At 67.6% G+C, this 25,127-nt stretch carries 26 protein-coding genes and 1 pseudogene; 4 read left to right on the plus strand and 23 right to left on the minus strand.

What is annotated here, in order from left to right; all coding sequences use genetic code 11:
• Window positions 1–138 precede the first annotated feature (138 nt).
• Window positions 139–489, plus strand: coding sequence for a DsrE family protein (locus tag RDU83_08905; GenBank protein ID MDQ7841129.1), 351 nt, complete (start codon window positions 139–141; stop codon window positions 487–489).
• Window positions 490–723: 234 nt separating this feature from the next.
• Here RDU83_08905 and RDU83_08910 read toward each other — a convergent pair whose 3' ends face one another.
• The 23 genes and pseudogenes from RDU83_08910 to RDU83_09020 form a co-directional block, all read right to left on the minus strand.
• Window positions 724–1,167: a hypothetical protein gene (locus RDU83_08910; GenBank protein MDQ7841130.1), complete on the minus strand. Its 444-nt coding sequence runs from the start codon at window positions 1,165–1,167 to the stop codon at window positions 724–726.
• 121 nt (window positions 1,168–1,288) lie between these two features.
• Window positions 1,289–1,690 (minus strand): annotated as a pseudogene (locus RDU83_08915) (DUF4143 domain-containing protein).
• Window positions 1,691–1,803: 113 nt separating this feature from the next.
• Window positions 1,804–2,661 (minus strand): citryl-CoA lyase, encoded by an 858-nt coding sequence (locus RDU83_08920; GenBank protein ID MDQ7841131.1) that lies wholly within the window; start codon window positions 2,659–2,661, stop codon window positions 1,804–1,806.
• The gene (locus tag RDU83_08925) at window positions 2,658–3,860 is read right to left on the minus strand and encodes a CoA transferase (protein ID MDQ7841132.1); all 1,203 of its coding nucleotides are present in this window, start codon (window positions 3,858–3,860) and stop codon (window positions 2,658–2,660) included. Before RDU83_08925 ends, RDU83_08920 begins: the two co-directional genes overlap by 4 nt.
• A complete protein-coding gene (locus tag RDU83_08930) occupies window positions 3,844–4,587 on the minus strand; it encodes an IclR family transcriptional regulator (GenBank protein MDQ7841133.1) in 744 nt (247 codons plus the stop codon). Before RDU83_08930 ends, RDU83_08925 begins: the two co-directional genes overlap by 17 nt.
• 2 nt (window positions 4,588–4,589) lie before the next feature.
• The gene (locus tag RDU83_08935; GenBank protein ID MDQ7841134.1) at window positions 4,590–6,317 is read right to left on the minus strand and encodes a thiamine pyrophosphate-binding protein; all 1,728 of its coding nucleotides are present in this window, start codon (window positions 6,315–6,317) and stop codon (window positions 4,590–4,592) included.
• Window positions 6,318–6,334: 17 nt separating this feature from the next.
• Entirely contained in the window at window positions 6,335–7,354 is a 1,020-nt protein-coding gene (locus tag RDU83_08940) for an alcohol dehydrogenase catalytic domain-containing protein (GenBank protein ID MDQ7841135.1), read from the minus strand.
• Window positions 7,354–8,151: a type I 3-dehydroquinate dehydratase gene (aroD, locus tag RDU83_08945; GenBank protein MDQ7841136.1), complete on the minus strand. Its 798-nt coding sequence runs from the start codon at window positions 8,149–8,151 to the stop codon at window positions 7,354–7,356. Before aroD ends, RDU83_08940 begins: the two co-directional genes overlap by 1 nt.
• Window positions 8,152–8,178: 27 nt before the next feature.
• Entirely contained in the window at window positions 8,179–8,574 is a 396-nt protein-coding gene (locus RDU83_08950; GenBank protein MDQ7841137.1) for a cupin domain-containing protein, read from the minus strand.
• Between the two features lie 35 nt (window positions 8,575–8,609).
• Window positions 8,610–10,019: an aldehyde dehydrogenase family protein gene (locus tag RDU83_08955; protein MDQ7841138.1), complete on the minus strand. Its 1,410-nt coding sequence runs from the start codon at window positions 10,017–10,019 to the stop codon at window positions 8,610–8,612.
• The gene (locus RDU83_08960; protein ID MDQ7841139.1) at window positions 10,019–11,554 is read right to left on the minus strand and encodes a tripartite tricarboxylate transporter permease; all 1,536 of its coding nucleotides are present in this window, start codon (window positions 11,552–11,554) and stop codon (window positions 10,019–10,021) included. The genes RDU83_08955 and RDU83_08960 overlap by 1 nt, the downstream gene beginning before the upstream one ends.
• Window positions 11,555–11,566: 12 nt before the next feature.
• Window positions 11,567–12,010, minus strand: coding sequence for a tripartite tricarboxylate transporter TctB family protein (locus RDU83_08965; GenBank protein ID MDQ7841140.1), 444 nt, complete (start codon window positions 12,008–12,010; stop codon window positions 11,567–11,569).
• Between the two features lie 8 nt (window positions 12,011–12,018).
• Window positions 12,019–13,059: a tripartite tricarboxylate transporter substrate binding protein gene (locus RDU83_08970; GenBank protein ID MDQ7841141.1), complete on the minus strand. Its 1,041-nt coding sequence runs from the start codon at window positions 13,057–13,059 to the stop codon at window positions 12,019–12,021.
• Between the two features lie 193 nt (window positions 13,060–13,252).
• The gene (locus tag RDU83_08975; GenBank protein MDQ7841142.1) at window positions 13,253–13,909 is read right to left on the minus strand and encodes a site-2 protease family protein; all 657 of its coding nucleotides are present in this window, start codon (window positions 13,907–13,909) and stop codon (window positions 13,253–13,255) included.
• Between the two features lie 39 nt (window positions 13,910–13,948).
• A complete protein-coding gene (gene gyrA, locus RDU83_08980; GenBank protein MDQ7841143.1) occupies window positions 13,949–16,402 on the minus strand; it encodes a DNA gyrase subunit A in 2,454 nt (817 codons plus the stop codon).
• Window positions 16,403–16,423: 21 nt separating this feature from the next.
• Window positions 16,424–18,331, minus strand: a complete 1,908-nt coding sequence (gene gyrB, locus RDU83_08985) for a DNA topoisomerase (ATP-hydrolyzing) subunit B (protein MDQ7841144.1) — start codon at window positions 18,329–18,331, stop codon at window positions 16,424–16,426.
• A gap of 109 nt (window positions 18,332–18,440) precedes the next feature.
• Complete coding sequence (locus RDU83_08990) at window positions 18,441–18,728, minus strand: hypothetical protein (GenBank protein ID MDQ7841145.1); 288 nt, start codon at window positions 18,726–18,728, stop codon at window positions 18,441–18,443.
• The gene (locus RDU83_08995; GenBank protein MDQ7841146.1) at window positions 18,725–19,051 is read right to left on the minus strand and encodes a DUF721 domain-containing protein; all 327 of its coding nucleotides are present in this window, start codon (window positions 19,049–19,051) and stop codon (window positions 18,725–18,727) included. Before RDU83_08995 ends, RDU83_08990 begins: the two co-directional genes overlap by 4 nt.
• Window positions 19,024–20,133, minus strand: a complete 1,110-nt coding sequence (locus tag RDU83_09000) for a DNA replication/repair protein RecF (protein MDQ7841147.1) — start codon at window positions 20,131–20,133, stop codon at window positions 19,024–19,026. Before RDU83_09000 ends, RDU83_08995 begins: the two co-directional genes overlap by 28 nt.
• A complete protein-coding gene (locus tag RDU83_09005) occupies window positions 20,093–20,359 on the minus strand; it encodes an RNA-binding S4 domain-containing protein (GenBank protein MDQ7841148.1) in 267 nt (88 codons plus the stop codon). Before RDU83_09005 ends, RDU83_09000 begins: the two co-directional genes overlap by 41 nt.
• Window positions 20,349–21,458 carry a DNA polymerase III subunit beta gene (gene dnaN / locus RDU83_09010; protein ID MDQ7841149.1) on the minus strand — a complete coding sequence of 370 codons (1,110 nt, stop codon included), beginning with the start codon at window positions 21,456–21,458 and terminating at the stop codon, window positions 20,349–20,351. The genes RDU83_09005 and dnaN overlap by 11 nt, the downstream gene beginning before the upstream one ends.
• Before the next feature lie 212 nt (window positions 21,459–21,670).
• Window positions 21,671–23,044, minus strand: coding sequence for a chromosomal replication initiator protein DnaA (gene dnaA / locus RDU83_09015; GenBank protein MDQ7841150.1), 1,374 nt, complete (start codon window positions 23,042–23,044; stop codon window positions 21,671–21,673).
• Window positions 23,045–23,087: 43 nt separating this feature from the next.
• A complete protein-coding gene (locus RDU83_09020; GenBank protein ID MDQ7841151.1) occupies window positions 23,088–23,879 on the minus strand; it encodes an ATP-binding protein in 792 nt (263 codons plus the stop codon).
• A 516-nt stretch (window positions 23,880–24,395) separates the two neighbouring features.
• Between RDU83_09020 and rpmH the strand changes: the two genes are divergently transcribed.
• The 3 genes from rpmH to yidD are packed head-to-tail and all read left to right on the plus strand — an operon-like array spanning window position 24,396 to window position 25,114.
• A complete protein-coding gene (gene rpmH / locus RDU83_09025) occupies window positions 24,396–24,536 on the plus strand; it encodes a 50S ribosomal protein L34 (protein MDQ7841152.1) in 141 nt (46 codons plus the stop codon).
• 9 nt (window positions 24,537–24,545) lie between these two features.
• A complete protein-coding gene (gene rnpA, locus RDU83_09030; protein ID MDQ7841153.1) occupies window positions 24,546–24,905 on the plus strand; it encodes a ribonuclease P protein component in 360 nt (119 codons plus the stop codon).
• Window positions 24,905–25,114, plus strand: a complete 210-nt coding sequence (yidD, locus tag RDU83_09035; protein ID MDQ7841154.1) for a membrane protein insertion efficiency factor YidD — start codon at window positions 24,905–24,907, stop codon at window positions 25,112–25,114. Before rnpA ends, yidD begins: the two co-directional genes overlap by 1 nt.
• Window positions 25,115–25,127 lie beyond the last annotated feature (13 nt).

The following is a 25,127-nucleotide window of genomic DNA, read 5'->3' on the forward strand; positions in this document are numbered from 1 at the left end:
TCACCGAGTGGTCCGGCCCTGGCAGGATCGAGCCGTCCGGCGTAGGGGACTTGGGGTCGCCGGTGGAAGATGTGCTAGGATCCGGCGCACGCCCCAAGGAGAGCACCGCACGCCGTCGTCCGCCGAGGAGGTCCCTGAATGGAGCGCAAGGTCGTGGTGCTGGTGCGGCAGGCAGGACTGGGAAGAACGCAGCCCCCCGACCACGAGTTCGGCCTGGGGATGTTCGATCGCTTCCTGCATGCCGTTGAGGGCCAGGCAACCAGGCCCAGAGCCATATGCTTCTACACCGAGGGCGTCAAGCTGGTTTGCGCGGGCTCGCCGGTAGTGGCGGGGCTGCAGCTCCTCGCGGGCATGGGAGTACGCCTGGCAGTGTGCGGAACATGCCTGGCGTACTTCGGCCTCTCAGACAGGGTCGCGGTCGGAGAAGTAGTCGGAATGAATGACATAGTCGGCCTGCTGATGGAGGCCGACCACGTCATCACGGTGTAGGACGATAGTAAGAGCGCGCTACGACTTCTTCTTCGCCTTCTTCTTGGCGCCCCCGGCCTTGCCGCAGCACTTGGATGCCTGGGTGGTGCGCCTCACAGCCATTACGCTCCTCCTCCTCAATAACCTGGGTGTTCTGCCCCACTGTGTTCGCCATTCATGGGCTGGAACCTGCGGGTCGTGAGGGTCTTCCAAGGAAGATACTCGTCTGGAGCCAGCCGGCTCATGCGCTCCGTCTCAGGGGACCCTTACCTTCTGCGACAGGATCGCCTTCGGCTCAATATCCTTGTGGGTGATCGGCTCGATACCGCCGCTGTAGACAACTACCTCGTACTCCCCCGGCGCGAGGCCGGCGAGGTTGGCCTCAATCCGAGAGGAGCACATGCAGCGGCATCCATCCCCGGTCCAGTACTCGGTCAGGGCGATCCGCCCCTTTTGGACCTGCCTTCGGACCACGACCTTCCGGCAGCACTGATGCGTACCTGCTCTGGTGTAGCGGATACCGCTGCCGATGACCTCGATCGTCGCCCCAATGGTCTGGAACCCGGCGCGCGTCTTCGAAGGCATGCCCGTCTCTGTCTCGGCGCAGCCGGTCACGCGGAACGAGAACGAAGGTTCAGGTCCGGCGCTCGCGGCGCCGAGGATAGACAGGGTCGCGAGCAGTGCGATCATCATTCTCATGGTGGAATGTCCCCCCAGGCATCGCTTTGGTCATCACCTGACCTCGCCATGGCTGGCATCGCAGCGCACGGCGACATATCACCTTCCTTGTCTGGATGCGCGACTAGAAGCGATCAGAGGCGAGCCCCAGGAGCGCATGCAAGAGGCCGCTATCTCGCAGGAACACTTTGGGCGACTTCACCTGGCGCTTCTTGAGGTTCTCATGCCAGGGCTGGAGCTGCCGTACCATGAACAGGCCCGTGAGGACGTCAAGGTAGCGGCCGGAATGGTGATCCCCTGCCGAGGAAGATCGCGCTCGAGACAGGTCAGGATGAACTGTTGGCGCCAGACGTAGCTGGCCCGATCTGAGCGCGCCAGGTAGGCGGGCGGGAATGGGACGCCTATCGGCCAAGACTCGAAGGACCGGAAACAGGTCGGGCCGCCGCCGGATCTCGTCGATCACCACGACCCCCCGCAGGGGCGCAAGTGCCGTCATCGGCTCGGCGAGCCGCGCAAGATCCCTGGGGTCTTCGAGGTCGAAGTGTGCTGGCGGCCCGGGGGAACGATCTCGCGCGCCAGTTTCGTGGTGTTCGGTCCTCGCGGTCCACACCTATTCCCGATGGGTATGCTGCTACCGGGCAAGGTTTAGGCCTGTCCTCAGGTGTGCCCCGGAAGGTCTCTCTTCGGGGCGCCCGTGTAAGTGTAGCCAGACTCGGGAGGGACCGGCCCTTTGATGCGGCCGCCCTGCTGGCTCTGCTCCCAGGCGTGGGCCAGGATGCCCGCTGCGCGCGAGAGCACGAACAGGCCGCGGCCCAACGGCGGCGGGAAGCCCAGCTCGCAGAACACCACCGCGGTGACGCCGTCAATGTTCATGGGGATCCGCCGGCCTTTGCGCCGCTCCAGCTCCGCCTCGACCGCGCGGCCGATGCGCGCGAACCGACCCGCAACCACGCCGTCCCTCGCCGCCTGATCCACCAGCGCCAGCAGGCGCACGGCGCGGGGGTCCACCGGGTGGAACCGGTGGCCGAAGCCTGGGATGAGCCTGCCAAGTCCGCGGCTCGCCCGCTCGACCTCGTCGCGCACCGCTTCTTCCAGCGAGCGCTCCCCGCAGGCGGTCGCCACGTCCGGCGATGGTTCCCCGCAGGCCGCCGCGATCGCCCCATAGAGCTCCATGCACTGCTGCCCTGCGCCGCCGTGGATATCGCCCAGGGCGTTTACCCCGGATGCCACGGCGTTGTTGAGGGGGAGCCCGCAGGTGACCGACATCCGGGCGATGGCAATGGACGGCGCCTGCGGCCCGTGGTCCACCGAGGCCACCAGCGCGGCTTCTAGAAGCGCGGCTTGGGCCGGGGATGGCAGGTCGCCCCGCAGCAGCAGCCAGATCATGGCAGGAAATGATATCGAGCCGATGAGTTGCTCGATAGGGTATCCCCGCACGCCTATCTGACCAGGGGCGATATCAATTATCGCCGTGCGCCACCAGGCCCGGAGTGGGTCCGCAGGCAGATCCGTCATATCGCGCCCTCCCGCTGGAACCCGGCGATCTCGTCGTCGGTGAAGCCCAGGCCCCGGAGCACCTCGCCGGTGTGCTCACCCAGACGGGGAGGCGGACCGTCCACGTCGGGCCGGCATCCCGACAGCCTGAACCCGGCCGTTGTGACCGAGATATCTCGGCCGGCTCCCGGCACCTCATCAAACTGCCGCACCAGCCCACGCTCTGCGACCTGCGGGTGGGCCAAAACCTCCGGAACCGAGAGCACGCGCCCTGCCGGCACCCCGGCCTGGTTCAGCAGGGGCTCCCACTCGGCCGCCGTGTGAGAGGCCAGGGCAAGCTCGATCTCCGCGGTAAGGGACGCGCGGTGGCGCAGGCGGTCCGCGCGCAGTGCAAACCGGGGGTCACCTGCAAGGTCGGGACGCCCCACAACCCTGCAGAGGGCCTCGAACTGCTCCTGCTTGTTGGCGGCGATGTTGAGCAGGCCGTCCTGGGTTAGGAACGCACCCGACGGGCTGGCCGTAAAGTTGTCGTTGCCCATGGGTTGGGGCTGCTCGCCGGCGATCAGGTAGTTCGAGACGATCCACCCCATGGACACCAGCGTGGCCTCGAGCATGGAGACGTCTATGAACGCGCCCTGCCCGGTCTGCCGGCGGGCGACCAGGGCAGAGGTGATCGCAAACGCCGCGGTGAGTCCGCCGATTGTGTCGCATATCGGAAACCCGGCCCGCAGCGGCCCGGACTCCGCGTCCCCGGTGATGCTCGTCACGCCTGAGAGTCCCTGGATGATCTGATCGTAGGCCGGGTTGTCGCGAAGCGGACCATCGCTGCCGAATCCCGAGATGGCGCAGTAGATCAGAGCGGGGTTGATGCGGGCAAGGGTCTCGTACCCGGTGCCCAGGCGCGTCATAACCCCTGGCCGGAAGTTCTCGACGAGGACATCCGCACCGGCGACCAGCCGCTCAAAAACAAGCCGGCCTGCTGCCTGCTTGAGGTTTACCGTTACCGACCGCTTCCCGGCGTTCTGGGCCATGAACGACGCGCCCATCAACCGCTGGTTCAACTCCGGGTCCGCGCCGAGCTGGCGCGCCAGGTCGCCGGTCCCAGGCACCTCGACCTTGATCACGTCGGCACCCACCAGCGCGAGCTGGAACGTGCATAGGGGACCCGCCAGCACGTTGGTGAGATCGAGGACCCTGGTGCCCTCAAGCGGACGCGCCACGGGTGGCCATCCTCTTGTCGAAAGGTTGGCGGTCGCCGCCCAGGGCGCTGGTCAGGCCCGCCGCCGCCCGCAGCAGCGCCGCGGACATCCGCCGCACCTCCTCGGGACGGAACCGGTAGAGCGGGCCGGACAGCGACAGCACGCCGACGAGCTCATGCTCCACGCCGAAGACCGGACAGGCGACGGCCGCGGTCTCCGGGTTGCGCTCACCGAAGGAGGCGGCGATCAGGTCGCGGCGGACGGCTGCGAAGGACGTGCCCCTGGCCCCGCCGAACGCCAGCAGCACCCTTCCCGCCGCCCCGCGGTCCAGCGGGAGGTGGTCGCCCTCGCGCACGTGATCGCGGATCGGCGCCGGGGAGTCAACGCGGTGGAGGCACACACGCACAGCCCCCTGGCGGACGTAGAACGAAGCGCTCTCACCGCTGCCGTTCGCCAGCTGGCGCAGGACGGGCACGACACGATCGGCCAATCGAAAGGACCGCTGGTACAAACTGCCCAGCCGCATGGGCGTGGGACCCAGACGATACCTGCCGTCGCCCACGCGCCACAGATAACCGTACCGCTCCAGCGATCCGCAAAGGCGCAGGATGGTGCTCTTGTACATTTTGGTGCGCACCGCCAGAGCGGACAGGCTGAGGCTGTCCTCGTCCTCGCGAAACGCATTCAGGACGGTCAGCGCGCGCTCCACCGCCGCCACCCCTTTTGCCTTGCCGGCCACCGCCTTCATCCTCACATCCGGTAGATGTCGTTGATGTCCCAGTGGCCGGCGGTCGGCACCGGATCGTTCACCATCGGCACGTCAATGACCGTGGGCCTTCCGGACCCCAGCGCCGCCGAGAGGGCCGGGGCCAGATCGTCGGCCCGCTCGACCTTCACTCCGTCGACCCCATAGGCGCGTGCCAGCGCCGCGAAGTCCGGGCTGTATGGCTGCCCGCCGCACTGGAACTCGCAACCGAATGTCCGGCCGTAGTGCGCCCCCATCAGGCCGGCGATCGTGCCGTGGGCGCTGTTGTTCATCACGACCCAGGTTACCGCGATGCCTCCCTCCACGGCGGCCGCGAGCACTGAGGGGTTGGCGCTGAACGCGCCGTCGCCCACCATGGCAAGGCATGGAACATCGGGCCTGGCGAGCTTCGCGCCCAGGACCGCTGCCGGACCATATCCCATGGTCGCCAGGCCGCTGGGCGGCAGGTGAGTGCGCGGCAGGTAGATGGGGAACTGCTGCCCCACCCCGTTCTTGTTCCAGCCCACGTCGGTGACCAGGATTCCCTCCCGGGGAAGAGCGGCCCGGACGTCGGCCAGGATCCGCTGCGGGGCAAGCGGTACCGAGTTAGACCGCGAAGGTCCGACCAGCCCTTCCAGCCAGGCCTGCCGCTCCGACTGGATGCGGACAAGCTCTGCGTGACCGCCCACTCCGCCCGGCGCCAGCCCTCGCAGCGCCGCCAGGACCGCGGTGAGGCCGGAGCGCGCATCTGTCACTGCCCCGATGACGGCAGGGAACGAGCGGCCGATCTCCTGGGGGTCGATGTCGAGATGGATGAGCTCGGTCGGGGGAATCGCGAAGGTGAACCGCGGATCCCACGAGCTGGAGTCGGCCTCGGCGAACCGGGTCCCTACCGCCAGGATCAGGTCGGCCTCGCGCGTCACACGGTTGGTCAGCTCGGTCCCCCAGAACCCGGTCATGCCGAGGATGAGTGGGTGGTCGTCCGGCAAAGCACCCTTGCCCATCAGCGAGTAGGCGACAGGCGACCCGAGGTGCTCGGCCACCAGCCGCAGCTCCTCCGAAGCCCCTGATGAGATCACGCCTCCGCCCGCGTAGATGACCGGGCGCCGGGCGGCCAGAAGGCGCCGGGCGATCTGCGCCGCGACGGCCGAATCGAGCCCTGGCGGCACCATCGGAGCCGGGGGATGAGGCGGGGGGCCTTCCGCCGGCGCCGAGAAGACGTCCATGGCCACATTCACGAGCACCGGGCCCGGCCGGCCGCTCGTGGCCAGGCTGTAGGCACGCGGCAGGATGCGACTGAGCCCGCGCGGATCCGCCACCCTCCAGGCCCGCTTGACGAAGGGGCGGAAGACCTCCCACTGATCGCCGTCGGTGTGATACTGGATCTCCTGGTGCGGGTGGCGGCCGTAGAAGTAGCCGGGCACGTCGCCCGCGATCACGAGGAGCGGGATCGAGTCCAGCGCGGCGTTCGCTACCCCGGTCGCGGCATTCGTGAGCCCGGGACCGAGATGCGTGAGGAGGATGCCGCAGCGTCCGGACGCGCGCGCGTAGCCCTCAGCCATGTGCGCCGCGATCTGCTCGTGCCGGGCCATCACGAAGCGCACGCGGCTGTCGGAGAGCGCATCCAGCACCGCTATCACCGTGTGGCCGCACAGCCCGAACACGTACTCGGTGCCCGCGCCCTCCAGGAACCGTACGATCTGGTGCGCGACGTTGTGCTGCTTGGATCCCATCGATACTACCCTCCGAGCTAGGTGACGCGGATGACTGCCTTTACAAACCGGGACTCGGCCGCTGCCTGCAGGGCGGCGGCCGCCTCCTCAAGCGGGAACTCGGCCTCAACGAGATGGCCCGCCCGCAGCCCGCCCTCGACGAGGTTGAGCGCGCGGCGGAAGTCGTCGGGATGATCGTAGATCAACGAACCAACCAGCTCTATCCCCTCGCGGACGAAGTGCAGCGGCGAGAACGCCACCTCATCTGCGCCCAGCCCCAGAAGCAGGACGCGACCTCTTCGTGGAACCGCCCGGATGCACCATGCAGCGCCGGCCGCAGCCCCCGAGCACTCGAAGACCGTGGCTGGCTCGCCGGTCTCACGCATGCGCGCCGCGATTTCTCTACCGGCCTCCTGGCTCATCACCACCGCCTCGGCCGCTCCCAGACCACTGGCCACCTGGACCCTCCTGGGGTCAAGGTCGAGCGCGGTGACCGAGATGCGCGCGGCGCTCATCAGATGCGCGAGCAACAGCCCAATGGCGCCGCACCCGAGAACCACGGCGCGGTCTCCCGGAACCAGCCCTGAGGCCGCCAGGGCGTGCACCGCCACCGCGAGCGGCTCGGTCAGCACCAGGTCGGGGTCTGGGATGTCATCCGGCGCCACCCAGGCGTGGCTGGCCGGTATGGACGCGTACTCCGCGAAGACGCCGTCCTCGTTGACACCCAGGACGCGCTTGTTGGGGCAGACGTTGCCGTGGCCGCGCCGGCAAATAGGACAGGTTGTGCAGGGGATGTTGGGCTCGACCACAGCCCGCCGGCCCACAAGCCCAAGAGAGACGCCGTCGCCGACCGCGGCGATCCTGCCTATCGCCTCGTGTCCCAGGATCATGGGGTAGGGCGCCTGCCGGTGGCCGGCGTAGAGATGCACATCTGAGCCGCAGATGCCGACCCGCTCAACCCGGACCAGCACCTCGCCCTGCCGCGGGGTTGGGATCGGCACCTCGTCCAGGCGCAGGTCTCGCGGACCGTGCAGTCTCGCTGCCCGCATCTTGCTCATCACGACCCTCCTGTCACGGTCTCACCCTCCGGCCCGAGCCCGACGGCGGCGAGGAGCCGCTTGGCGATATCCAGCCCGATCTGGCCTGGAGCCGAGGCCGCTATCCCAACCGCGAAGGTCAGGTCGGAACCGAAGTATCCCCCTCCGATCCGGCTCATAGCGCCCACGGCTCCCATTGACATGAGTATGCATGGGATCTCAAGGAACGTGCTGCGGGCCTCCAGCCCGGCCTCCAGCAGCACCAGGACGTCCTGTGGGGCGCGCGGCATGACTGCCACCTTTGCGACGTCTGCCCCTGCCTCCTGCATCGCCCGCATCGAATCCAGGAGGGCTGTGGCCGGAGGCGTGGCGCCGAAGTCATGCCACGAGCGGATGACCGCGGCCCCGGATCCGTGGGCGGCGGCCGCGGCTCTCTCTGCCAGGGCCGGTGCCGTGGCCATCTCGATGTCCACCAGCGCGGCCAGCCCGGTTGACGCCGCGGCCTCAAGTATGGCCAGGCGTTGCGCCTCATCCTGGGGACGGGCCCCACCCTCTTCATGCCGCCGGTTGGTGAAGATCAGCGCGCAGCGCGCGGCTGCGGAGATCGCTTCGAGCAGCAATGGTGTCTCGTCCGGGCTGAGGTCTGGGATGAAGTCGGCGCGCCACTCGACGCAGTCGGGTCCAAGCCCCCCAAGGCGCGCCGCCTGCGGAACCAGCGCCGCGCGCTCCGCCGCGGTCAGCGGCACGCATGTCAGTACCGCCGGCCCGCCGAGTGTGCGGTCACCTATCCGAACCGGCCGCCTGGCCTCCAATCGCATAGCGCTCGCCCTCCCACCGGGCTGCCGCTACCGCGCGGGGTTCTCTCCCGGCGGTGTATAGGCCCACAGCAGCACGAGCGGCTCGGTGCCGGTGTTGACGTGCTGGTGCTTCAGGTCCTTGGGCACGAAGATCATGTCGTGCGGGCCGAACGGCTGCCGGTTGCCGCCGGCGTCGACCGCCTCCCCGCTGCCCGAGAGGACCACGTTGATCTCCTCAGATCCTGGGTGCTCGTGCATCGAGCTCGACTCACCCTGCGGGAAGACGGTGATTCCCGCGACCAGGAACTCGGAGCCGCAGAGCTCCCCGTCGACGGTCCGGAACACCTTGCGGCGGAACCCCGGGTCGTCGAGGCCGATCCAGGACTGCTTGCCCTCGGTGAACGTGCGGATCACCTTGACGCCGGCCTGCTGCTTGACGCCCATTGCGCACCCCTCCTTGTCACAATCCCATGAACATATCAGTCGGCGGGCATCCCATAGAACTCGCCGAAGAGCTCCTGCTCGGACGGCCGATCCTCGGGAATCGGGCGGCTCACCCAGGTGGTGTTCATGTAGTGCTTGAGGTGGATGTTCTCCGAGGTGATGTTGCCGCCCCAGGTCCCACACCCGAGGCTCGATGTCATCGGCATCCCGTTGTTGAAGGCGCCGGCGTTCGCCTTCGACTGTGGCTGACGCACCATGATCCGGCTCACCGGCGCGACGCGCGCCAGCCGGTCGATGTGGTCGTCGTTGAACGAGTAGATGCCGCAGGAATGGCCCTTGCCGCCGACCTCGTAGATGGCCCTGACCATCTCGAGCGCCTCGTCGAAGCCGGAGTAGCGGAACAGCGAAAGGACCACGCCGAGCTTCTCGGAGCTGAACGGGCTGTGCCGCCCGATGTCGGTCTGCTCGACAATGAAGAAGCGCCGATCCGGAGCGACCTCGAAGCCGGCCCGTTCGGCCAGTTTCTGGGCCGAGATCGCGATCGTGTCCGGCGTCCGGTGGCCCTCGTCGTCCCAGAGGATCGCCCGCAGCTTCGCCGCCTCCTCGGCCGTGGCGAGGTGGCCGCCCTCCGCCACGAGGCGGTCGCGCAGCGCCTCGTAGATTCCGGCGTCGACGACGAGATTGCCGTCGGCCGAGCAGCCGGAGCCGAAGTCGGACATCTTGCTGATCCGGGTATTCCGGGCCGCCTCGGCGACGTCCGCGGTCTCGTCGATGACCATCGTCGAGTTGCCGGCGCCGACGCCATAGGCCGGCGTCCCGGAGGCGTACGCGGCCTTGACCATATCGCGCCCGCCGGTCGCCTGGACCATATCGACCCGGGTCATCAGGTACTGGGCGGCGGGGATGCTCGGACGCTCGACGCACTGAAGGAGGTCGATCGGAGCCCCTTCGCGGGCCAGGGCGCGGCGCATGATCTCGACCGTCTCGCGGGTGGTGTTCTTGCTGCGCGGGTGCGACGAGAAGATGACCGCGTCCCGACACTTGATGGCGAAGATCCCGACGCCGGGCGGCGTCAGCTCTGGGTTGGTGGTGGGGACGAGCGAGGCAATGAGACCCACCGGCTTGCCGTACTTGACGATGCCCTTCTCCGGGAGTTCCTCGATGACGCCGATGCTCTTCTGCCGCAGGACGTCTCGTAGGATTCCCATGACCTTGAAGCGTTTCCCGACCCGGCTCTCGGGGTCGCCGATGCCGCTCTCCTCAACACCCATGTGGGCGAGGCGCGTGAAGGTCTTCTCGTTCGCGACCGCCCACGCCACCGCCCGGCAGAGCCGGTCCACCTGTTCCTGGGTGGCGCCTTCGAACGCCTGGAGCGCCGCGCGCCCGCGCGCCACGAGCTCGTCGACATGAGCGGTTTCTTCAGGAGTGATCGGTCGAGGCGACATCATGCACCCTCCCTCTTTCCCAACCGCAACCGCCCCAGCAGGCCCCGCAGGGCCGCGGAGGACGGCAGACGAGGCACGAAGGCGGAGAGCATCATGATCGTAAGGACCAGGCTGATGGGATTGGTGACCAGTTCCAACAGGAAGGCGGGCACGCTCCCGCGGACCGACAGGATGGCCCTCCTGAAGTTGATGTCGGCGAGAGGGCCCAGAATGACGCCCAGCACCATGGGGCCGACCGGGTAGTCGCCCAGCTTCATGAAGTACCCCAGGATGCCGAACCCGATCATCCAGAAGACGTCGTAGATGTTGTTCTGGATGGCGTACGTGCCCACCACCGAGATCAGCGCGATCATGGGCATCAGTATCTTCTTGTTGACGTTGACGAGCTTCACGAACGGGCGGACCGCCATCAACCCGAAGATCAGCAGGAAGACGTTGGCCAGCGCGTAGGACGCCGCGATGAACCAGAACAGGTCCGGCATCTCCACCATGAGCAGGGGCCCTGGGCGCAGCCCGTGGATGAACAGCGCGCCGATGAGCACCGCGGTGACCGCGTCGCCTGGGATCCCCAGTGTGAGCATGGGGATGAGCGCCCCCCCAATGGCCGCGTTGTTGGCCGTCTCCGGAGCAATGACGCCCTCGATGGCGCCCTGCCCGAACGGCCGTGTGGGTTTGCGCACGGTCCTCTTGGCATGATCGTACGCCAGCAGGGCCGCGATCTCCCCGCCGGTTCCCGGCAGCGCGCCGACCATGATGCCCAGCACCGACGTGCGCAGGCTGAGCGGTAGAAACCGCAGCACGAGCGCCCACGACGGCAGGATGCGGCCCACCTCGGGGATCTTGATCTGAGGCACGTCGCCGCGGCCGACCCTGCCCAACTGGTAGAACACCTCGGACAGCCCGAACAGGCCGATGAGGACCGCGATGAAGTGCACGCCGCCGATCAGCAAGGGCAACCCGAAGGTGAACCGGCCCTCGCCCGTCACGGGATCCATGCCGACCAGTCCCACCAGCACCCCGCCCGCGGCCGCTATGAGCGCCCTCGGCATGGACTTGGCACCCAGCCGGCTGACAAGCGACAGCCCCATCGCCACCAACAGGAAGTAGTCCCTGGGCGCGAACTTCAGCGCGAACTCGGAGATGAGCGGGCCGGCCACCACCAGGGCCACGAGGCCCAGGACTCCGCCGATAAACGACTGCACGGTCGAGAGCCCGATGGCCATGCCGGCCTCGCCGCGCTGTGCCATGGGATAGCCGTCGAACCCGGTGGCGACGGCCGACGGCGTCCCAGGGATGTTGATCAGGATTGCTGAGCGCGATCCCCCGTAGACGCCGCCCGCATAGATCCCCAGCATCATCGCCAGGGCCGGCTTGGTGTCCCACGCATACGTCATGGACACCAACAGCGCCGTGGCCATGGTCACCGACAGCCCGGGGACCGCGCCCACGATAATCCCCCCCACCACACCCAGGGCGGAGAGCGCGACGTTCTGTGGAGAAAGGAACTCCCGGAATGCCTGCAGCGCCAGTTCGATGACCGCGCCTCCTTAGGGCAGAATCACCAGGAACACCTGCCGGAACACCACGAACGTGACGGCCACGGCCACGGCCGCTATGAGTACTGACTTCCACCAGGCGGCCGCGCGCAGCCACAGGAAGGAGACCGCCAGGTACAGGAACGATGCGCCCACGAAGCCCAGCTTCCGCAGCACCACCCCGTAGAGGATGGCCATCAAGGCCGCGATCAGGGCCGTGGAACGAACAGCCCCGCCGTCGGAGGCCGCCGCTGGCTCTCCTGCCGTGCTTTCCCTCCATACAAGCAGGGCGCACAGCAGCAGGACCAGGGCGACCAGGGCCGGGAAGACCCCGGGCGAGCCGGGGTCATGTCCGAAGTTGGACATCCGGCTCGCCCGGTGGAACACGAACCCCGCCAGCACAACAATACCTGCCGACTGCAGGCGCGTGGACAGCCTCCGGCGATCAGCCGACATCGCCGGTCCTACTTGCGGGCAGGCCTGGGGATTCCGAACATCTCCGGCGACTTCTGGGTCGCCTTGGCATCGTGGAGCAGCCAGGCGGTTACGGACTGCCACTGCTTGACCCACCGCATCGCCTCGTCGCCCGAGAGGTTCAGCGGCACGGCGCCGATGAGGTCGAGGAACTCCCGGGTATCCTCAGAGGCCACGGCCGGCCTGAACGCGTCGGCCAGCCGCCGCACCGCGGGCGCGGGCGTTCCCTTCTTGACCCACACGCCGAAGAACGGTCCCCACGGCAGGTAGGGACGGTACTCGGGCATCATCTGGCCCAGGGCCGGGACGCCGGGAGCGACGTCCGCGGGCACGTTGTCTATGACGGCAAGGGCCCGCATCCGTCCGGCGCGGATGTGCTCGGCCACCGCCGCCATGACCGATACGTGGAAGTCAATGTGCCCCCCCAGAAGCGCCGGTATGGCAGGACCGTCACCATCAAACGGGATCGGGTTGAACTTCACGCCGCTGACCGCGGTCATCATTGCCCCGACGACGAAAGGCACGCCGCCGATTCCCGTGGAGCCGGCCTTGATCTGTCCGGGCTGCTGCTTGGCCAAATGGATCAACTCGGTAAGATAGCGCAGTTTAGAGTCGCTTCTCACAACCACCACAGGGATGCTGCGCGCGAACAGGTTGATCGGCTCGAACTCATCGAAGTTGCGCGGCGAGAGATCTAGGACGCCATAGATCGTTGGGTTCTCGGCCGCGTAGAGCAGCGTGTAACCGTCTGCCCGCTGGTCGAAGACGTACTGCATGCCCACGGCGCCGGAGGCGCCGGTCATGTTGCTGAGCACGACTCGCTGGCCCAACGCTCTCTCGGCCAGCGGGGTTATCCTGCGCGACACCCGGTCGGTGGTCCCCCCGGCGCCCCACTGGATGATCCCGGTGATGCTGCGCTCCGGATAGACCTGCGCTCTGGACGGAACAACCATAACGCCCCACGCCAGCGTCACCACCAGCGCCGGGATGAGCACGAACTTCAAGAGCCTGGAAGCCGCCTCTGCGTGCATCTCGTCATCCTCCTTCGGGCGAATCGATTCGAGCGAATCGGTCGCACTCTACCTGGCACTAGACCCCTGCATACTACTGTGCAGAACTCCATTCTAAAATCTACGGCCCGGCCGGCCTCCCTGTCAAGGCCCCATGTCTGGGCCTTGGAGCAGTAGCAAGAGGGCGGTGTCTCGGTATCGCGGGGGTATGGGGTCAGCCGCGCTTGGGGCATGGGGGCGGGGCCTGCCTGATGCGCGCCAGGTCGGCCACCAGCGTCCAGACCGCCAGATACCCGAACAGGGCCGCGGAAAACCCTCGAAAGAGAGACACCGCGCCCGGGCGGAAGCCGGCGGCCTCCATGCGCGCCACGGCCAGGTGCCCGCCGTCCAGCGGAAGCAGCGGAAGCAGGTTGGATATCCCCACGCTCAGGTTGAGGGCGCCCGCCGCAGCCGCAAGGGAGCGTGGTCCTCCTCCGTCCGCGCTGTTCAGAAGCGCCAGAACGGAGAGCAGCCCGCCTACCTGCATGCGGGCGGTCTGTCCCGGTAGGAGCACCGGCGCCGGCACGCGGGCGGCCTGGCGCAGCAGCAGGCCTGCGGCAATGTTGGCCAGCGGCCCGGCCAGCAGGACCGGAACGCGCCGGGCCGGAGGAAGTCGGTCCACGTCAATCGCCGCGAACCCGCCTAGCGGGAGCGGCCGCAGAGTCACATCCACGCCGCCGACCTTCCGGCGCAGCAGGGGCGGCCCGAAGCCGACCCCTACCTCGCGCACCTCGCCCCCGGCGCGCCGGGCGGCGAGCGCATGGGCGAGCTCGTGCAGCATCACCGTTCCGCCGATTATGCCCGCAACCCTGGCCCAGCGTGCCCAGCCCATCTTCTCCTCCGCTACTCCGCCCGTTCTACTCCGCCCGTTCTACTCCGCGGCGTCCTTCGCCGCGACTCGCGCCACGGCCGCGACGCGGTCACCGGCCTCCAGCCGCATCACCGCGACGCCCTGCGACTGCCGGCCGTGCGCCGTGATCTCCCGAACGGTGATCCGGTTGACGATGCCGTTGGCGGAGATCAGTAGCAGTTCGTCGTCGTCGTCCACCGCCCGCACCGCGGCCACCGGACCTTTCTTGCGGGTGGTCTTGATGTTGATCACCCCAATCCCGCCGCGGCGCTTCAAAGGATACTGCGAAAAAGGCGTGCGTTTCCCGTATCCGGCCTCTGTTACGGTCAGCAGGGCGAGGCCCTCGCTGCTGTCGGCAACCCCCACAACGCTGTCATCGCCCTTCAGCCGGATGCCGATCACGCCGCGGGCGGTTCGCCCCATCTCGCGCACCTGGCCTGCCTTGAACCGGATCGCCCGGCCCAGCCGCGTGGCCAGCGCGATCTCGGTCTCCTTCTGGATATACCTGACGCCCACGAGCTCGTCGTCGCCCGCGAGCGTGATGGAGAAGATGCCGGCCCGCTTGGCGTTTATGAACTCCATCAACCCGGTCTTCTTGACCATGCCGCGGCGCGTCGCCATAAACAGCGTCCCCGCCTCCTCGAAGGAGCGGAGGGGTATGATGGCGTTGACGCGCTCACCCTGTGAGACGTTGATCAGGTTGACCACCGGCAACCCCCGCGCGGTGCGGCCGGCTTCGGGGACCTCGTGCGCCTTGATCCGGTAGACCTTGCCGCGGTTGGTGAAGAACAACAGGAAGGCATGGTTGGTGGTCACCGCTATCTGCTCGACCACGTCTTCCTCGCGCGTGGCCATCCCGGTTACGCCCCTGCCGCCCCGGCGTTGCACCCGGTAGGTTTCCAGGGGCTGGCGCTTGACGTAGGTGTTGCGGGTGAGCGTGATTACCACCTCGGTATCGGGGATCAGATCCTCGGCCCCGAACTCCTCGGCCTCCTTGCCGGTGATCCGGGTGCGGCGGGGGTCGGCGTAGCGCTCGCGCGCCGCCATCAGTTCCTCCCGCACCGTGGCCATGATGAGCCGCGGCCGCGGGGAGGTGGCGTCCGCCAGCATCTCGTTGAACCGGGCGATCTCTTTGAGCAGCTCCTTGTACTCCGCCTCTATCTTCTCGCGCTCCAGCGCGGTCAGGCGCTGTAGGCGCATCTCGAGGATCGCCTCGGCCTGCGCCTGGCTCAGCTCGAACTGCGTCATCAGGCCCGCGCGCGCCGCGGGCACGTCCTTCGCTTTGCGGATGAGCGCGATGATCTCGTCCAAGTGCCTCAGCGCGACCTTGAGCCCCTCTAGGATGTGGGCGCGTTCCTCGGCGCGGCGCAGCTCGTACTGGGTCCGGCGGATCACCACGTCGCGCCGGTGCGCGAGGTAGTAGCCCAGCATCTCCTTGAGCCCCAGTTGCCTCGGGGCGCCGTCCACCAGCGACAGCATGATCGCGCCGAAGGTGACCTGCATCTGGGCGTGCTTGAAGAGCTGGTTCTTCACTATCTGGGGGTTGGCGTCGCGCCGGAGCTCGATCACCACGCGCAGCCCCCTCCGGTCCGACTCGTCGCGTAGGTCCGCGATGCCCGCCAGCTTCTTCCGGCGCACCAGGTCGGCGATGCGCTGGACGAGCGCCGACTTGCTTACCATGTATGGGATCTCGGTCACGACGATGGCGATGCGGCCGCCGCGTATCTCTTCCATTGCCGTCTTGGCCTGCACCGTAATGCTTCCCCGTCCCGTCGTGTACGCGGAGCGGATCCCGTCCCTTCCCAGGATGACGCCGCCGGTGGGGAAGTCGGGCCCCTTGACGATCTTCAGCAGTTCTTCGATGGGCGTCGCGGGGTTGTCAATCAGCGCAACCAGCGCGTCCACGATCTCGCCCAGGTTGTGCGGCGGGATGTTGGTGGCCATGCCGACCGCGATGCCGCTGGCGCCGTTTACCAGCAGGTTGGGCAGCCTGGCCGGCAGAACCGTCGGCTCCTTCAGGCTCTCGTCGAAGTTGGGACGGAAGGAGACGGTCTCCTTGTCCAGGTCGGTCAGCAGCTCGGCGGCGGCGGGCGACAACCGTGCCTCGGTATACCTCATGGCGCCTGCCGGGTCGCCGTCGATGCTGCCGAAGTTGCCTTGGCCGTCCACCAGCGGATATCGGAACGACCACCCCTGCGCCATCCGCACCAGCGCGTCGTAGATCGGCGCGTCCCCGTGCGGGTGGAGCTTGCCCATCACCTCGCCCACGATGCGGGCGCTCTTGCGGTGCGGAGTGTCGGGCCGCACCCCCAGCTCCGACATGCCGTAGAGAATCCGTCGCTGTACCGGCTTCAGCCCGTCGCGCACGTCGGGCAGCGCCCTGCTCACGATTACCGACATGGCGTAGTCGAGGTAGGAGGTCCGCATCTCCTCCTCGATCGGCCGCGGGACGATCCTCAGTTCTTCGGTAGCCATAGGCGTGGGGTCGGCGCGCTCCTATATGTCCAGGTTCCGCACGTCGCGCGCGTACTGGATTATGAACTGCTTGCGGGGTTCGACTTCCTCTCCCATCAGCGTTTTGAAAACCCACTCGGCGGCCGCCGCGTCCTCGAGGTCCACCCGCAGCAGCGTCCGCGTGGCCGGGTTCATCGTGGTCTCCCAGAGTTGCTCGGGGTTCATCTCGCCCAGCCCTTTGTAGCGCTGCACCTCGGCTTTGGCCCCCCGGCGGTCGAGCGCCTGCAGGGCCACCTGGCGTCCCTCCTCCGAGTAGGCGTAGGTCTTCTCCTTGCCGCTCCTGATCAGGTAGAGCGGCGGCTGCGCGATGTAGACCTTTCCGTGCGTTATGAGCTCTTTCATGTAGCGGTAGAAGAACGTGAGCAGCAGCGTGCGGATGTGATTGCCGTCCACGTCGGCGTCGCACATGATTATGACCCTGTCGTAGCGCCTCTTTTCGAGAGAGAACTCCCCTCCCACCCCGGTGCCCAGAGCGGTGATGATCGCGCGAATCTCCTCGTGCGCGATCATCTTGTCCTCGCGCGCCTTCTCGACGTTGAGGATTTTGCCCTGGATCGGCAGGATCGCCTGGAAGTTCCGGTCGCGGCCCTGCTTGGCGGTCCCGCCCGCGGACTCGCCCTCCACTATGTACACCTCGCAGAGGTTAGGGTCGCGCTCCACGCAGTCGGCCAGCTTGCCCGGCAGTGTGCCCACCTCGAGGGCGCTCTTGCGCCGCACCAGCTCTCGAGCATTCCGCGCGGCCTCGCGGGCGCGCGCGGCGTTCAGCACCTTCGCCACGATCCGCTTCGCGTCCGGCGGGTGGGTGATCAGGAACTCCGCTAGCGCGTCGGAGACCGCGGACTCGACAATTCCCTTCACCTCGGTATTGCCGAGCTTCGTCTTGGTCTGTCCCTCGAACTGCGGCTCGGCCATCTTGACGCTGAGCACGGCGGTCATGCCTTCCCGCATGTCCTCGCCGGCCAGCGACGGGTCGCTGTCGCGCACCAGCGAGGCGCGTCTGGCATAGTCGTTGATGGAGCGCGTCAGGGCCGAGCGAAACCCGATCAGGTGCGTGCCGCCTTCGGGCGTGGGGATCGTGTTCACGTACGTGAGCATGTGCTCAACGTAGCTATCGGTGTACTGAAGGGCCACCTCCACCTCGACGCCGTCGCGCTCGCGCCGGGCGTGCGCAATCTCGGAGATCTTCGCCTTCGTCCGGTTGAGGGCCGCCACGAGTTCCTTGATCCCGCCGTCGTGCTTGATTGTCGCCGCGCGGCCGGTGATCTCGTCGGACAGGTGGATCTCCAGGCCCGCGTTGAGATAGGCGATGTCTTCCAGGCGCTTGACCACAACGTCGAATGCGAACTCGGTCGCCGTCATAACCTGCGCGTCGGGCTTGAACGTCACCTTGGTGCCGGAGGGCTGGGGCGCTCCGCGCGTCCACGCCAGCGGGCCCTGCGTCCTGCCGCGCGCGAATCGCTGGCGGTGTGTCTTGCCGTCTTGGTAGACCTCGACCTCCAACCACTCGGAGAGGGCGTTGACCACCGAGACCCCGACGCCGTGCAGCCCGCCGGAGATCCTGTACCCGCCCCCGCCGAACTTGCCGCCGGAGTGCAAGGTGGTCAGCACCACCTCCACTGCGGGCTTTCCTACCTTAGGCACCTTGTCCACGGGAATGCCCCGGCCGTTGTCCAGCACGGTGGCGCTGCCGTCGGCGTGGAGGGTGACGTCAATGCGCGTGCAGGCCCCGGCCAGGGCCTCGTCCACCGAGTTGTCCACCACCTCGAAGAGGAGATGGTGCAGCCCGTCCGGACCGGTGCTCCCAATGTACATGGCGGGGCGCCGCCGGACACCGTCCAGCCCCTCCAGAACCTGGATATGCTGGGCGGTATACTCTGGGGTTTCGGCCATCAATTTACGCTCCACTCAAGCAAACAGGCACACGCCTCAGCGCGCATGCCCACTCCCTATTCTATCCCTGGAATGGTCCGGGTGTCAACGGTGGAAATCCTCGTCCTGACTATCTCTCCGCCGTTTTCCGCCGCCGGATTCTGACCAGGCTGCCTATCCTGTCGGCCACGGTGGACGGGGCCGTCTGAGTTGGAATCAGGCGGGAGGCCGTCACCACGATCGCCCGGGCCGACGGCAGAAGTCCTGGTTCTGCCAGGCGGCCGGCATCCGCGGCCCGCGTGAGCAGGCTTCGGCCCGCGGAAGACCGCCGTAGCCCCCGCGCGTCGAGAATCGCCACTACCTCGCGCACGTCCACAACGGTGTCCCCACCCAGGTAGACGAACAGCCCGGTGCTCACCGTACCTCCCCTCGGAGCGGCTCACGCCCGGGCAGTCTCCGCCGCGCCACCGGAGACACGTCGGTGATTGCCCCCTCGCCCAGCTCCCGCGCCAGGGACGCCACGATCTCTGCGCGCCTCAGCCGGATCTCCGCTCCGGCCGCCTCGTGGGTCACCCCCACCAGCAATCTCCTGCCCCGCAGGGTAACCGGAGCGCTTACCCCTGCCAGCGCCCGGCCTGCGATCCGCGGCCATATCTCCCGGGCAGTTGCAAGGTGCATCGCGGGCTCGATTCCCAGCGCGCGGGCGGCCGCTCTTAGAACCTCTCTAATCGGGACGACCATGCCGCCTCCGCCACCGCGCCGGCTTCCACCGCCAGAACCCTCACCGGCCGGGCCGCCTGCGGCAACGCGGTGGAGGTCAGCATCACCTGTCCCTCTTCCGCCAGCCCCAGGATTCGTCTCTGCCGGTCCTGATCGAGCTCCGAGAGCGCGTCGTCCAGCAGGAGAACCGGGCTCTCGCCCATCTCGGCTGCCATCACGCCGCGCTCGGCCAGCCGAACCGCCAGCATGGCCGTCCGCCATTGTCCCTGCGACCCGTTGGCTCGCAGCGCGACGCCCTCAAGCGCCAACTCCACGTCGTCGCGGTGGGGTCCTGACAGCGTGGTCCCCCGCCTGATCTCATCGGCGCGCAGGCGCGCCATTTGCGCCCGTGCTTCGTCCTCTCGGGATTCGTCCGTTTCTCCGGGCCAGGACGGTCGGTAGACCACGCTGAGCGTGCCCTCCCCTCCCAGGCGGCCAAACCACGCTTCCGCCTCGGGCGCCATGCGCCGCATGTACCCGAGGCGGTGCGCCGCGATCCTCACGCCAAGCGCGACCATCTGGGCGTCCCAGGCTTCCGTGCCGCCGGGCACCCCGCGCCTCAAGTGGGCGTTCCGTTGCGCCACCACCCGATGATACCGGTGCAACGCGAAGAAGTAGGCGGGGCTGATCTGCGCCAGGGCCACGTCCAGGAGGCGGCGCCGCCCTGCCGCCGGGCCGCGTACCATTTCCAAGTCCCACGGTGCCGCCAGGACGACCGCCAGGCGGCCGAGCACGCTCCCTCGCGGGGTGGGCGCGCCGTTCACCCGCATCTGTGAGGTCAGGCGCCCGTCTTCCACCGCCAGCGTGATCTCGATCTCTTCTTCGCGTCCCCGCCGGGAGATCTGTGCCCGCACGCGGGCGGCCGTCTCGCCCCCCTGGATTGCCTCCTCCTCGCGCGCGGTCCGGTGAGAGCGTCCCGTCGCCACAAGGTAGACGGCTTCCAGCACGTTGGACTTGCCCGCGCCGTTGCGGCCGACGAGCGCAGTAATGCCGTCGTCGAACGCGATGTCCGCTCGGGAGTAGTTACGAAAGGCTCGGATCCAGAGGCGCCGGAGTCGCGGCATCGTCTGCAACTGCAATGGCCAGGGTAGGCCCTCCCTGCACGGCGACCTGGTCCCCGGCGGTCACCCGGCGGCCACGCTTCGTCTCAACCTGCCCGTTGACCAGCACGCGGCGCGCCGCGACGAGTGTTTTGGCTTCGCCGCCGGTTCCCACCACGCCGGCCCACTTCAGCAGCGCGCCGAGGGTGATGGTCCCGGTGTGGATCCTTACCGTGCGATCACGTGGCAACGCGGACCGGCGCCAGAACGTACGTGTAGTCGCCTCCCCCGGCAGGGCGCAGCGCGCCCGGGCTCAGCGGTCCGGTCAGCTCCAGTATCAGCTCGTCCGCGTCGAGCACCGACAGACACTCGATTAGGTACCTGGCGTTGAAGGCGGTTGCGATGACTTCGCCCTCAGAGGATACCTGCAGGCGTTCTTCGGACCGGCCGTACTCGGGCGTGTTGGAGGCAAGCGTCAGCGTGTCCCCCTCGGCCTGAAGCCGAACCACGTTGGCCGAGTCCCGGGCGGTGAGCGCGACGCGGCGCACGGCGGCCAGCAGCCGCTGCGTACCGACGGTCACGCGCTGCTTGTAGCCCTGGGGGATAACCTGCTGGTAGTTCGGAAAGGGCCCTGGAATCAGGCGGCTGACCATCCTGGCCCCCGGCATGGTGAACAGGATCTGGTTCTCCGCCAGGGAGATCTCCACCTCGCCCTCGGCGCTCCCAAGGGCGCGCGTCAACTCACGCATGGTCTTGGAGGGCACAATGACGCCTATCTTCTGCGATGCCGGGTTGGCGAGCGCGGCGGTGCGCAGGGCGAGTCGGCCGCCGTCGGTGGCGACCACGCGGACTTCCTTCCCGTCCAGCACAAGGTAGAGCCCTGTCAGAAACACGCGCGTGTCATCGGTGGAAACGGCGAACTCGGTCTGGCGCACCATGGTGCGCAGCAGCCCGGCGTCCACGCTGGCCACCGGAGCAGCCTCGGGCTCGGGCATCAGCGGGAAGTCCGACGCGGGCAGCCCAAGAAGGTCGTAGGTAACTCTCTCGCACTGGACCTCGACTTCGGTCCCTCCCTCCACAACCTTCACCTGCACAGGCGCCTCGGGGAGGTTCGAAACGATCTCGCCGAAGAGCCGCGCCGGAAGCGTTATCGCGCCTCCCTTCTTGACCTTTGCGGGCACCTCGGTTTGTATACCGTGGTCCAGATCGGTGGCGGCCAACTTGATCGCATCCTTGCGCGTCTCGATCAGTATGTTGCTCAGGATGGGCATCGTGGCGCGCGAGGATACCGCGCGGCCCACCAGGGCAACTGCCTTGCTTAGATGCTCGTGCGCACAGGTGAACTGCATGCGCGCCTCCTTCTATTCTGTATTGTAATTAAAGAACAGTAGTAGTAGTAGGCGGTGTGCACTCTGTGAACAACCGCCCGGGCCTCCTGGGAGAGGAGCGTTGCGGCCTCATGACGTCCTGGACGGCGTGGGGACATCTCGCGGCAGCGCGAGGCCGCGCGTACGCCACGCCCTTCAGTTGTCCACACAGTCCCAAATGCGCTCACAGGATATCAACCTTGCCGTTGAAGGTCTTCCATCAGGCGTTTGATGCTGGCCGCCAGATGGGCGTCCCGGTGAAGTGCTTCGCGCACCCGATGGCACGCGTGCATGACCGTTGTGTGATCGCGGCCCCCGAACTCTTCCCCGACGCGCGGCAGCGAGGCGTCGGTGATCTCTCGAGCCACGTACATGGCCACCTGGCGCGGGAAGGCCACGCCCTTGGTGCGGCGCTTGGCGCGCATCTCTTCCACCCGCAGGCCGAAGAACTCCGCCACCGCCTGCTGGATGGACTGGATTGTCACGACCCTGGCGCGCGCGGGAGGCAGTAGATCGCGCAGCACGTCCGCGGCCAGCTCCACGCCGATGGGCGAGCGGGTGAGAGAAGCGTACGCGACCACGCGCACCAGCGCGCCTTCCAGCTCCCGGATGTTCGTGTGGATGCGCTGAGCAATGAACTCCGCGACCTCTCCGGGCACGGAGAGCCCGTCACTCTCGGCCTTCTTGCTCAGGATGGCGATGCGGGTCTCCAGGTCGGGGGGCTGGATATCGGCGATCAGCCCCCACTCGAAACGGCTCCGGAGACGGTCCTCCAGCGTAGGTATCTCCTTAGGCGGACGATCGGATGAGATGATGATCTGGTGGTTGGTCTCGTGTAGCGTGTTGAAGGTGTGGAAGAACTCCTCCTGCGTGCGCTCCTTTCCCGCCAGGAACTGGATGTCGTCTATGAGCAGGACGTCCACGCTGCGGTACCGCTGCCGGAACTCCAGGGTCTTGTCGTCCCGGATCGAGTTGATCAACTCGTTGGTGAACTTCTCGCTGCTGACGTAGGCGACCCGCGCGATGTCCGCGCCGCGGAGCACCCGGTGTCCGATGGCCTGGAGCAGGTGTGTCTTGCCCAGGCCCACGCCGCCGTAGATGAACAGGGGGTTGTAGGCCCGCGCAGGCGACTCGGCCACGGCCATCGCCGCCGCGTGGGCGAACCGGTTTCCGGCCCCCACGACGAACGTTTCAAAGGTGTACTTGGGCGAGATGTGGAGCCCTTCGGGAACGCGGGATGGCGTAGTAGAGCCCGGGGCCGCGAGTCGGGGGGCCGGAGCTGCGGGACTTGGCGCCGGCGCCGCCGGCGCGGCCTCGACGACCGAGATGCGCACGCCCACATCGCGTCCTACCACGGCGTGCAGCGCCCGCCGGATCGTGTCCGTCAGCCGCTGTTCCACCCAGTCCTTCGCAAAGCGGTTTGGGACGGCGAAGTGAAAGGTGTCGTCCTGGAGTCCGAGGGGACGCATCACCCGCAGAAACGATTCGAGGGTGGGCTTGTTGAGCTGCCCCTCTATTCGTCGCAGGGCTTCCGTCCACAACTCGGCTGGGGAGACTTCGATCGTCACGGCCGGCTCCTCTCTCGATGCGCGATGCCCAACGGTCGCTCCATTAGGACTTGAAGATCTCGTCGAGGAAGGCAATGCCCTCCTCCGTGAGGGTGCGCTTCCCGCGCCCCTTCCCCGTTGCAAGCTTGAGGGTTTCCAGGGACTGAAGCTCACGGTACGCGGTGCTGTGGCTGATGTCGAGCTCCTTGGCGATCGTCGTGGGGCCCACCGCGCCCAACTCGGCGACCAACAGCAGCACCTTCTTCTGCCGCGGGGTGATCGCCGGGGCCCGGCGAGCTTCTGGCTCCGGGGCCATCTCTGGAGCGGACGGCTCCTGCTGTATGCGCAGCGTGACCACGGTGCCGTGGTCCAGGTTGTCCTCTATGGACAGCGATCCGCCCAGAAACTGCATCTGCTCCCTTGCCACCGGCAGCCCGCTGCCAACGCCGCGGATGAACCGCCGCATCTCGGCGGAGGCGGTGGAGAACCCCGGCACCACCGCGCGCTCCTTGTCGGAGATCCCCGGCCCCTGATCGGCGATGCGAATCGTGTTGCCGTCATCGAGAACGGTGACCGTGGCGTTGTGGAAATAGGCGTGTATCAAGTTCTCAACGATCTCCTTGATGACAACAAACGGCACCCGTCCCCCGCGTTCACGTGACACAGCATACGTGCGCGCCGCCAGCTCGCCGACGAGCGCGTGAAAATCGTCCCCGCGCAGCGAGATAACCCGCGGAGCCGCCAGGGGCGAGTCGTAAACCGCCAGGCGCACCTCCGACTCGGCCTCGTCACCCGCAGGCAGCGGCGCGACGCGCCGCTCTTCGATCAGCCGCGCGATGATCTCACGAATGGACATCGAGTCCCCGCTGCGCTCGGTAGTGGTTGGCCGCCACCGCGCAGACTCCTACCCCACAGACCTCCGGGCATCGGATTTCACGCCCACCCCTGGACGGTCACTGGAACGGCAAGGGTGTGGACAACACGACCCGGACAGACAAGGGGTTCGCGCTGCCGCGCCCCGCATCCTCTGTCCGAGGCCAACCCGAAAACCGGCGACAGCAAGGGGGCCTGGACGTTATCCACAGGTGTGGAAAACCCTGTGGATAAGAAAGGGCGTTCCGGGGGCATTTTCGCGCATCCGCCGGTGAACCGGGGGTCTGGTCCGGGTTCGGTTCACGCGTTCGCGGTCAAAGATGTGGACAGAGGCAGGGGTTATCCACAGGGTATGCGCAGGGCAATGGCCTCGCGGGGGGTGGCGTCGGCGCGTGGTTCCCGCCACGACGTGGGTGCCGCGAGGGACCTGCTGGACGCCGCGTTGCCGCGGCATGGGGGCTGTGCTATAGTAGGCCTGCTCTGTGGCGGAGGTTCCCAAGTGAAGCGCACATTTCAACCAAAGAATCGGAAGCGCGGGCGCGTACACGGCTTTCGCGCGCGCATGAGCACCCCGGGCGGGCGCCGGACGCTGAAGCGTCGGCGGGCTAAGGGAAGGCACCGGCTGACCGTTTCCGGGTAGGGCGCCGTGGTGCCCACCCACAGGATTGGCCGGCTGTCCCGAGAGGAAGAGTTTCGCCGCGTGTATCGCGAAGGATCCCGCTGCACGACCGCGCTCCTCGTCCTGCACGCCCGGCCCAACGGCACGGAGTGCGTGCGCCTCGGGCTGGTTGTGAGCAGACGGTTCGGCGGCGCCGTTGCGCGCAACCGCGTCCGGCGGCGGCTGCGTGAAGTGATCCGAGCCGAGCGCGGGCGCATACGCATCGGGGCCGACGTGGTGGTGGTTCCGCGCCGGGTAGCCGCGGCGGCGAGCTTCTCCGCTCTTCGCGGTGCCGTGGGCGTGGCGCTGGTCCGGGCCGGGATGGGCGGCGCGGCGGAGGAAAGTGGCTGATGACGCGGATCCTGCTGTCCTTGATTGCCGGATACAGACGGTTTCTCTCCCCCCTGTTGCCGCGCGCGTGCCGTTTCCATCCCTCCTGTTCTGAGTACGCGGCCGAGGCAATTGAGCGCCACGGCGCCCTGCGGGGGCTGCCGCTGGTGGCGCGGCGAATCACCCGCTGCCATCCGTTCCATCCCGGTGGATACGATCCCGTTCCATGATGGGCATGAGGAG

The organism is bacterium, from assembly GCA_031082185.1.
In the GTDB taxonomy this organism is placed as follows: domain Bacteria; phylum Sysuimicrobiota; class Sysuimicrobiia; order Sysuimicrobiales; family Humicultoraceae; genus VGFA01.